Here is a 7716-nt window from a genome sequence, read left to right as displayed (position 1 = left end):
CGACAAAAGCCCGGCCTGTGGGAGAGCGCAGCAGATTAAGGATGCCCAGCGTGGCGGCGACGGTGATGATGAGGCAGAGKAAATAAAACGACTCGCCGCTGGCCAGCTTCCAGCCGAACATGTCGGGCACCTTGATGTGGATGCCGGCATTGCCGCCGGTAACGCTTTCCCAGCGCGCAAACACCTCTTCAACAATGAAGCCGAAGGACAGCGTGGCCATACCCAGGTAAATGCCCTTCACGCGCAGCGCGGGCAGGCCCACGACCAGGCCCACGGCGGCTGACAGCCCGGCAGCGCATAACAAGGCGACGGGAAAGGGCAGGCCTGCATTGGTCATCACCGCCTGCGTGTAAGCGCCGACGCCCAGAAAGGCTGCGTGCCCCAAAGAGAAGAGGCCGGTGAAGCCCGCCAGCAACATCAGGCCCAGCCCGGCGATGGCATAGATCATCACGAAGGTGAGTTGTGCCAGCCAGTACTCTGGAAACAGCCAGGGCGCGGCGAGCAGCAGCAACATCAGCGCGCCGTACCAGAACACATGGCCGGCATGCTTGGCCAGTTTGATGTCTTGCCCGTAATCGGTCTTGAAAATAAAACGCACTAGAAAGCCCCCCCCCGAAGCGCCTTCGGCGCCACCAGCAGCCGCTCAAAAGATAGGGAGTCATCCAGCACGCACCGTGGAACCGGCTTTGCCGGGCCACTGGTGTGGTCCCCCCTTTCAAGGGGGGAAGACGCGAAGCGGCGCAGGGGGGTCATACTTTCTTCCTCAGCTTCTCGCCGAACAGGCCGCTGGGCTTGACCATCAGCATGATGAGCACCACCACATAGGCGGCGATGTCCTTGAAGCCGTCGGGCAAATAGAAGCCCGAGAACGATTCGACCAGGCCAATGACAAGGCCGCCCACAATCGCGCCGGGCAGGCTGCCGAAGCCGCCCACGACTGCGGCCGGGAAAGCCTTGAGCCCGATAAAACCCATGTTGGCATGCACAAAGGTGATAGGCGCGAGCAAGAGCCCGGCAATCGCTGCGACGGCCGAGGCCAGCGCCCACACGAGGCCGTTAAGGCGTTTCACGGGGATGCCCATGTAGTACGCGGCCAGCTGGTTTTGTGAAGACGCCTGCATGGCGATGCCCAGCTTGCTGTACTTGAACATCGCAAACAGGATGAGGCACAGCACCGCGGTGGTGACGATGATGGCGACCTGCTCGACGTTGATGACCAGCGTGCCCAGGCTCCATATCTGGTCTTTGTAAGGCACGGGCAGCACATAGGTTTCGGTGCCTATGCCGGGGATCATGGTGATGAGGCCGCGCGCCGTGTAGCCCACGCCGATGGTGAGCATGACGATGGAGAACGCGGGCTGGCCGAGGATGGGGCGTATCACGAGGCGCTCCAGCACCATGCCAAAGAGCGCCATGCCGGCAATCGCGCTGATCACTGCCAGCCAGAAGGGAAACCCCAGCAAGGTCATGCAGGCCAGGCCGCCGAACGCGCCCAGCATCATCAGTTCGCCCTGCGCGAAGCTGACCGTTTCGGTGGCCTTGTAGATGAGTACAAAGCCCAGCGCGATCAGCCCATAGATGCAGCCTTGAGCAATGCCGCTGATGAGCAGCTGCAGGAATTGCAAATCGCGTCTCCTTGAGTGAGACTTGGTTATAGCTGTCGCCTATTGGTCTGTCGCTAGGGGTTGTTCCGAATACGTGTCGCCTAGGCGATCAAGCGTAATTACCTACATGCAAGGAAATGTTCGGATAGGCGCGGGCCTGGGTTTTTACGGTGACGCGTGGGTGCCTGTGGCCGCGAGCATTGAGCGCGGCGGCGTGCACTACATCGCAAGTGACCACTTGGCGGAGTTAACGCTGGCCATCTTGCAGAAAGACCGGCAGCGCTACCCTGCACTGGGCTATGCACGCGATGTGGTCCCCATGCTGATGAAGCTGTGGCCGTTGATGCAGACGCGCGGTGTGAAGTTCATCTGCAACGCGGGCGGGCTCAATCCTGCGGGCGCCGGCGCTGCCTTGCGCACTGCGTTTGCGGCCAAGGGATGGAAGGCGCGCATCGCGGTGGTCACGGGTGATGAAGTTTTGCCGCAGCTCGAAGCGCTCGCACCGCCGCACATGTTCAACGGCCAAGGCTTTGAGTCCGTGCGCGAGCGCATGGTGTTTGCCAATGCCTATCTGGGCGCGCGGCCCATCGTGTCGGCGTTGCATCAAGGCGCCGACATCGTGATCACCGGGCGCGTGGCCGATGCGGCGCTGTGCCTGGCGCCGCTGGTGCATGAATTCAACTGGAGGCTGGAGGACGCGGAGAACCAGGCCGACCTCGACAAGCTGGCGCAGGGGCTGGCAGTCGGGCACTTGCTCGAATGTTCGGGCCAGGGCAGCGGCGGCAACTTCGGCAGTCAGTCGGCCTGGAAAGCCATTCCCGATCTCGCCCACATCGGCTATCCGATTGCCGAAGTCAGCGAAGACGGCACGGCGCTGATCACCAAGGCCCCGGGGACGGGCGGCCGCGTCAACTTCGATACGGTGCGCCAGCAGCTGCTGTATGAAGTGCACGACCCGGGGCGTTATGCCTCACCCGATGTGGTGATGGATTTATCGGCGGTGCGGCTCGAAGACCTCGGCCACGACATGGTGCGCATGACGGGCGTGCGCGGCCACACGCGGCCCGCGCAGCTCAAGGTGGTGGGCGGGTTTCGCGACGGCTACAAGGCTGAGGTCACCTGGGGCTTTAGCTGGCCCGATGCCCACGACAAGGCACTGGCAGCCGTTGAGATGGTGAAAGCACAGCTGGCGGACAAACGGATGGCGCATGACGAACTCTTTGTCGAATTCCCGGGGCTCAACTCGGCACATGGCCCACTGGCGCCGTTGCCTGCGCCTGCGGTGCTGGCGGAGCTCAACGAGGTCTGGGTTCGCATGGCGATCAGGACGCAGGACAAGGCGGTCGCTGAAGGTTTTGGCCGGCTGTTCCCGTGGATGGCGTTGAGCGGACCGGCTTACACCTGTGGATTTCACGGCCTGAACAGCAGCAGTGAATTGCTGGGCATCTGGCCTGCGCTGATGGACCGGCAGGCGGTTGAGGCGGCGGTGCGTGTGGAGGTGTTGCCGTCATGAGGGTGCAATTGGTGAAGCTCGCGCACGCACGCAGCGGCGACAAGGCCGACTGGGTGGATTTTGGACTCTTTGCCTGGAACGAAGCAGGCTACCGGATCATGGAGCGCGAGGTGACGGCCGAACGCGTGCAGGCGCACTTCGCGCCCTGGCTGGCGGGCCAGGTCAACTGCTGGCGCCTACCGAATATCCTGGCGCTGAAGCTGGTGCTGCAAGGCGCGCTGCAAGGTGGTGGCGCGCGCAATCTGCGCATGGACAACCTGGGCAAGGCCATGGCGGCTGCGCTGCTACGCATGGAGATCGAGGTCAGTGAGGCGGAGCTGGAAGAAGCCCAGGCCGCGCCTCGCGTGGGCTGGTGGGGTGCCTGACGCGGACTGCGCAAAAAAATAAGAGAAAGACCCTGCAGTCCTTTATTGGCAAGCGCAAGCAGCTATCAAATCAATAGCGTTGAAGCGACGGGGAAGGGGCGCTGCCTGGGATTGTCAGTCCTTGGGAATCTTGCGGGGCTTGCCGAAATCGTCAATGGCCACGTAAGTCAGGCTGGCTTCGGTGACCTTGATGTAGCGGCCCTGGGCGCGAAAGCGCTCGGCGTAGACCTCAACCTGGACCGTGATGGACGTGGTGCCGATGCGCGTGACGCAGGAGAAGAACGACAGGATGTCGCCGACCCGCACGGGCTGCTTGAAAATGAACTGGTTGACGGCGACGGTTGCCATGCGCCCGTCGACGTGACGGGCCGGCACCACCGAGCCGGCCAGGTCGACCTGTGCCATGACCCAGCCGCCGAAGATGTCGCCATTGGCATTGCAGTCGGCCGGCATGGGGATGACCTTGAGCACCAGCTCCTTGTCGGTGGGCAACTGGACGTTCAGGGCGTCTTCGGCGTGAATGTCCGTATGGGTGCTTGATTCGATAGACATAGGCACAATCTGAAAAAGTTATTACAACAACTCTCACGATTGTCCCCTATGCGCTCCCGAGCCTCCGCTGCCGATTCTTCCCTGGCCGTTCCCGTCGCCGCACCGGCGCCCGGCGCAGGCACGGCGCCGGTGTCTTCGCGCTCCGACTTTGACACCCTCAAACGCCTGTTCCCCTACCTGTGGGACTACAAATGGCGGGTGCTGGCGGCCCTGAGTTTCATGGTGGGCGCCAAGCTGGCGAATGTGGGCGTGCCGCTGCTGCTCAAGAACCTGGTTGACACCATGAGCTTCAAGCCGGGTGATGTTCAGGCCGTGCTGGTGGTGCCGGTGGCGCTGCTGCTGGCCTACGGCCTGCTGCGCCTGTCGACCACGCTCTTCACCGAGTTGCGGGAGCTGGTGTTTGCCAAAGCCACCGAAGGCGCGGCGCGGCGTATTTCCCTGGAGGTGTTCAGGCACCTGCATGCGCTCAGCCTGCGCTTTCACCTGGAGCGGCAAACCGGCGGCATGACGCGCGATATTGAGCGCGGCACGCGCGGTGTGCATTCGCTGATCTCGTATTCGCTTTACAGCATCATCCCAACGCTGATCGAAGTGACCCTGGTGCTCACGTTGCTGGCGGTGAAGTTCGATGTCTGGTTTGCCGGCATCACCGGGATCGCGCTGGTGTTCTACATCTTCTTCACTGTGACCGTGACCGAATGGCGCACGCAGTTCCGTAAGACCATGAACGAACTCGATTCGTCAGCCCACAGCCGCGCCATCGACTCGCTGCTCAACTACGAAACCGTCAAGTACTTCAACAACGAAGAGTTTGAAGCTGCACGCTACGACGAAAACCTGCAGCGCTACCGGCGTGCCGCCATCAAGAGCCAGAACACGCTGAGCCTGCTCAACACCGGGCAGCAGCTCATCATCGCCATCGGGCTGGTGGCCATGCTCTGGCGCGCGACCCAGGGTGTGGTGGACGGCCGCATGACGCTGGGTGACCTGGTGATGGTCAATGCCTTCATGATCCAGCTTTACATTCCGCTGGGTTTCCTGGGCGTGATCTACCGCGAGATCAAGCAAAGCCTGACCGACCTGGACAAGATGTTTGTGCTGATGGAGCGCGAACGGGAAATCGCCGATGTGGCGGGTGCCCAGCCGATTGTCATAGACAGCACGCCGGCGGTGCGCTTTGAGAACGTGAACTTTGCCTACGACCCGGCGCGGCCCATCCTGCACAACGTGAGCTTTGAAATACCGCCCGGCAAAACCGTCGCGGTGGTGGGTTCCTCGGGCGCCGGCAAGTCCACGCTGGCGCGCCTGCTCTACCGGTTTTACGATGTCCAGCAGGGCCGCATCACCATCGCCGGGCAGGATATCAAACAGGTCACGCAGTCCAGCGTGCGCCAGGCCATCGGCATCGTGCCGCAGGACACGGTGCTGTTCAATGACACGGTGGAATACAACATTGCTTACGGCAAGCCGGGCGCCAGCCATGTCGAGGTCGAGGAAGCGGCGCGTGCGGCGCGCATCCATGGGTTTATTGCCTCGACGCCGCTGGGCTACCAGACCATGGTGGGTGAACGCGGCCTGAAGCTGTCGGGCGGCGAGAAGCAACGGGTAGCCATCGCCCGCACCCTGCTGAAAAACCCACCAGTGGTGATTTTTGACGAAGCCACTTCGGCGCTGGATTCGGCCAATGAGCGCGCCATCCAGGCCGAGCTGCGCACTGCCGCGCAAAACAAGACCACGCTGGTGATTGCGCACCGGCTGTCCACCGTGGTGGATGCGCATGAGATCCTGGTGATGGACGGCGGGCGCATTGTGGAGCGGGGCACGCATGCGCAGTTGCTGGCCATGGAGGGTGCGTATGCACGCATGTGGGCGCTGCAGCAGAGTTCGGCGGAAGCTTGAGATTCAGGTGAAATCCAGCGTTTAACCATAACTGACGAGCGCGGGCAGCTATAAAATTAGTAGCAATCTGATGCGGCCACGGTGGGCTGGAATTTCCTGTTTCCCCGTAGCCATGGGATTCCCCGTAGGTAGAAAGACTGCCTGAGCTCGCATAATTGGCCCATGGAAACCAAATGGCTGGAAGATTTCGTGAGCCTGGCTGAAACCCGCAGTTTCAGCCGCTCCGCCCAATTGCGTCATGTCACCCAGCCCGCGTTTTCACGGCGTATCCAGGCGCTGGAAGCCTGGGCGGGGACCGACCTGGTGGATCGCAGCTCCTATCCGACGCGGCTCACCCCCGCCGGAGAAACCCTGTACAGCCAGTCGCTGGAGATGCTGCAGGGCCTGCAATCGACGCGCGCCATGCTGCGCGGCCACACCTCGGCCGGGCAGGACGTCATCGAGTTTGCGGTGCCGCACACACTGGCGTTTACCTTCTTTCCCGCCTGGGTCAGCAGCCTGCGCGAGAAGTTCGGCCCCATCAAAAGCCGGCTGATTGCCCTCAATGTGCACGACGCGGTGTTGCGCCTTGTCGAAGGCAGCTGCGACCTGCTGATCGCCTATCACCATGATTCCCAGCCTTTCCAGCTGGACCCGGACCGCTACGAGATGGTGTCGCTGGGCCAGGAAGTGCTGGCGCCCTTTGTGCGCGCCAATTCCGCGGGGGAGCCAGAGTTCAGCCTGCCGGGCCGCGCCGGCCAGCCGCTGCCTTATCTGGGCTATGCGCCCGGCGCCTACCTGGGCCGCATGGTCGACATGATCCTCAAGCAATCCAGCACGGCCATCCACCTGGACCGGGTGTACGAAACCGACATGGCCGAAGGCCTCAAGGCCATGGCGCTGGAGGGCCATGGCATTGCGTTTTTACCGCTCAGTGCCGTCAAAAAGGAACTGCGGGCCAAAAAACTGGTCAGTGCCGGCGGCAACCTGGAGATGACCATGGATGTGCGCGTTTACCGGGAGCGGCCCACCTCCAAAGAGTCCGCGAAAACCCATGCGCAGGCCCTGTGGACTTACCTGCAGGCCCAGACGGGCGCGAAGGAAAAGGCGGGCGGCCGCAGCGCCGGGACACCGGTATCGCGCTAGCCGACCGGCGGTCGCTGAAGCTGGCTGGCCTTGCGGGCAAATGCTGGCATCAGGCTGACGACTAGTAGTAACCCTAAGTGGTTATAAGAAAAATGCATGGAAGATCGTCGAAACAGCATTGGTGTTTTGACACCCCCAAATTTACAGTTCGTGACGTTCAAATTTTGGTGCCTGCCCGTGCTTGTTGATTCATTTGTTGTCTGCGTTGCCTCCCTTGCCACCCTCAGTGCGGCATCGATCCGCGCCAGGCACCGCGCCATTCGGGTGATCGCCCAGCCTGTGCGGTCACGCGTGTYGGCGGCCTGATGGCCCGCTGGCACAAAGACTGCTTACATCTGCCGTATAGTTCCGGACTTTTAATGCGTGCACCATTTGGAAAACCCCAGAATTTGCTGTCAATGCTGCGGGTTTGCAAAACCATCAACCCTTCACGCCGTTCGTTTTCCTCCATTTTTAGAGGCCGGGTAAACCTAGGCATGCCCCAGGAACCAACTCTCTAGAATAGTTCGCTAATCGTTTCATTCATTACAGGAGATTCCATGAAACTCAAGCTAGTCGCTCTGTCTGTTGCACTGCTCGCCACCGGTGGCGCGTTTGCCGACACCCTTTCCAAAGTCAAGGCTTCAGGCGTTGTGACCATGGGCGTGCGTGACTCCTC

Annotated in this window: 7 protein-coding genes; 4 read left to right on the top strand and 3 right to left on the bottom strand. The window is 61.8% G+C overall.

Annotated features, from left to right (window positions below):
* A partial coding sequence (locus AC1D0Z_RS13480; protein WP_477658737.1) for a branched-chain amino acid ABC transporter permease occupies positions 1-598 on the bottom strand: 598 nt, incomplete at its 3' end.
* 151 nt (positions 599-749) lie between these two features.
* Complete coding sequence (locus AC1D0Z_RS13475; RefSeq protein ID WP_477658736.1) at positions 750-1625, bottom strand: branched-chain amino acid ABC transporter permease; 876 nt, start codon at positions 1623-1625, stop codon at positions 750-752.
* A gap of 106 nt (positions 1626-1731) precedes the next feature.
* On the opposite strand from AC1D0Z_RS13475, the gene AC1D0Z_RS13470 reads away from it, so the two are divergent.
* The gene (locus AC1D0Z_RS13470) at positions 1732-3117 is read left to right on the top strand and encodes an acyclic terpene utilization AtuA family protein (RefSeq protein ID WP_477658735.1); all 1386 of its coding nucleotides are present in this window, start codon (positions 1732-1734) and stop codon (positions 3115-3117) included.
* On the top strand, positions 3114-3482 hold the full coding sequence (locus AC1D0Z_RS13465; protein ID WP_477658734.1) for an AtuA-related protein: 369 nt from the start codon (positions 3114-3116) through the stop codon (positions 3480-3482). The genes AC1D0Z_RS13470 and AC1D0Z_RS13465 overlap by 4 nt, the downstream gene beginning before the upstream one ends.
* Before the next feature lie 114 nt (positions 3483-3596).
* On the opposite strand, the gene AC1D0Z_RS13460 is transcribed toward AC1D0Z_RS13465, so the two are convergent.
* A complete protein-coding gene (locus tag AC1D0Z_RS13460) occupies positions 3597-4034 on the bottom strand; it encodes an acyl-CoA thioesterase (RefSeq protein WP_477658733.1) in 438 nt (145 codons plus the stop codon).
* Positions 4035-4082: 48 nt separating this feature from the next.
* Here AC1D0Z_RS13460 and AC1D0Z_RS13455 point away from each other — a divergent pair, with 48 nt between their 5' ends.
* Both AC1D0Z_RS13455 and AC1D0Z_RS13450 read left to right on the top strand, forming a co-directional pair.
* Entirely contained in the window at positions 4083-5933 is a 1851-nt protein-coding gene (locus AC1D0Z_RS13455; protein ID WP_477658732.1) for an ABCB family ABC transporter ATP-binding protein/permease, read from the top strand.
* 162 nt (positions 5934-6095) lie between these two features.
* A complete protein-coding gene (locus AC1D0Z_RS13450; protein WP_477658731.1) occupies positions 6096-7058 on the top strand; it encodes a LysR substrate-binding domain-containing protein in 963 nt (320 codons plus the stop codon).
* The last annotated feature ends 658 nt before the right edge of the window (positions 7059-7716 follow it).

This window comes from Polaromonas sp. P1_E3, assembly GCF_056405935.1.
This window is presented reverse-complemented; position numbering and strand designations above follow the sequence as displayed.

What these genes read in the sequence shown, in the direction of transcription:
- AC1D0Z_RS13470 (WP_477658735.1), top strand. Translation starts at nt 1,732, where the DNA reads ATGCAAGGAAATGTTCGGATAGGCGCGGGCCTGGGTTTTTACGGTGAC.
- AC1D0Z_RS13465 (WP_477658734.1), top strand. Translation starts at nt 3,114, where the DNA reads ATGAGGGTGCAATTGGTGAAGCTCGCGCACGCACGCAGCGGCGACAAG.
- AC1D0Z_RS13460 (WP_477658733.1), bottom strand. Translation starts at nt 4,034, where the DNA reads ATGTCTATCGAATCAAGCACCCATACGGACATTCACGCCGAAGACGCC.
- AC1D0Z_RS13455 (WP_477658732.1), top strand. Translation starts at nt 4,083, where the DNA reads ATGCGCTCCCGAGCCTCCGCTGCCGATTCTTCCCTGGCCGTTCCCGTC.
- AC1D0Z_RS13450 (WP_477658731.1), top strand. Translation starts at nt 6,096, where the DNA reads ATGGAAACCAAATGGCTGGAAGATTTCGTGAGCCTGGCTGAAACCCGC.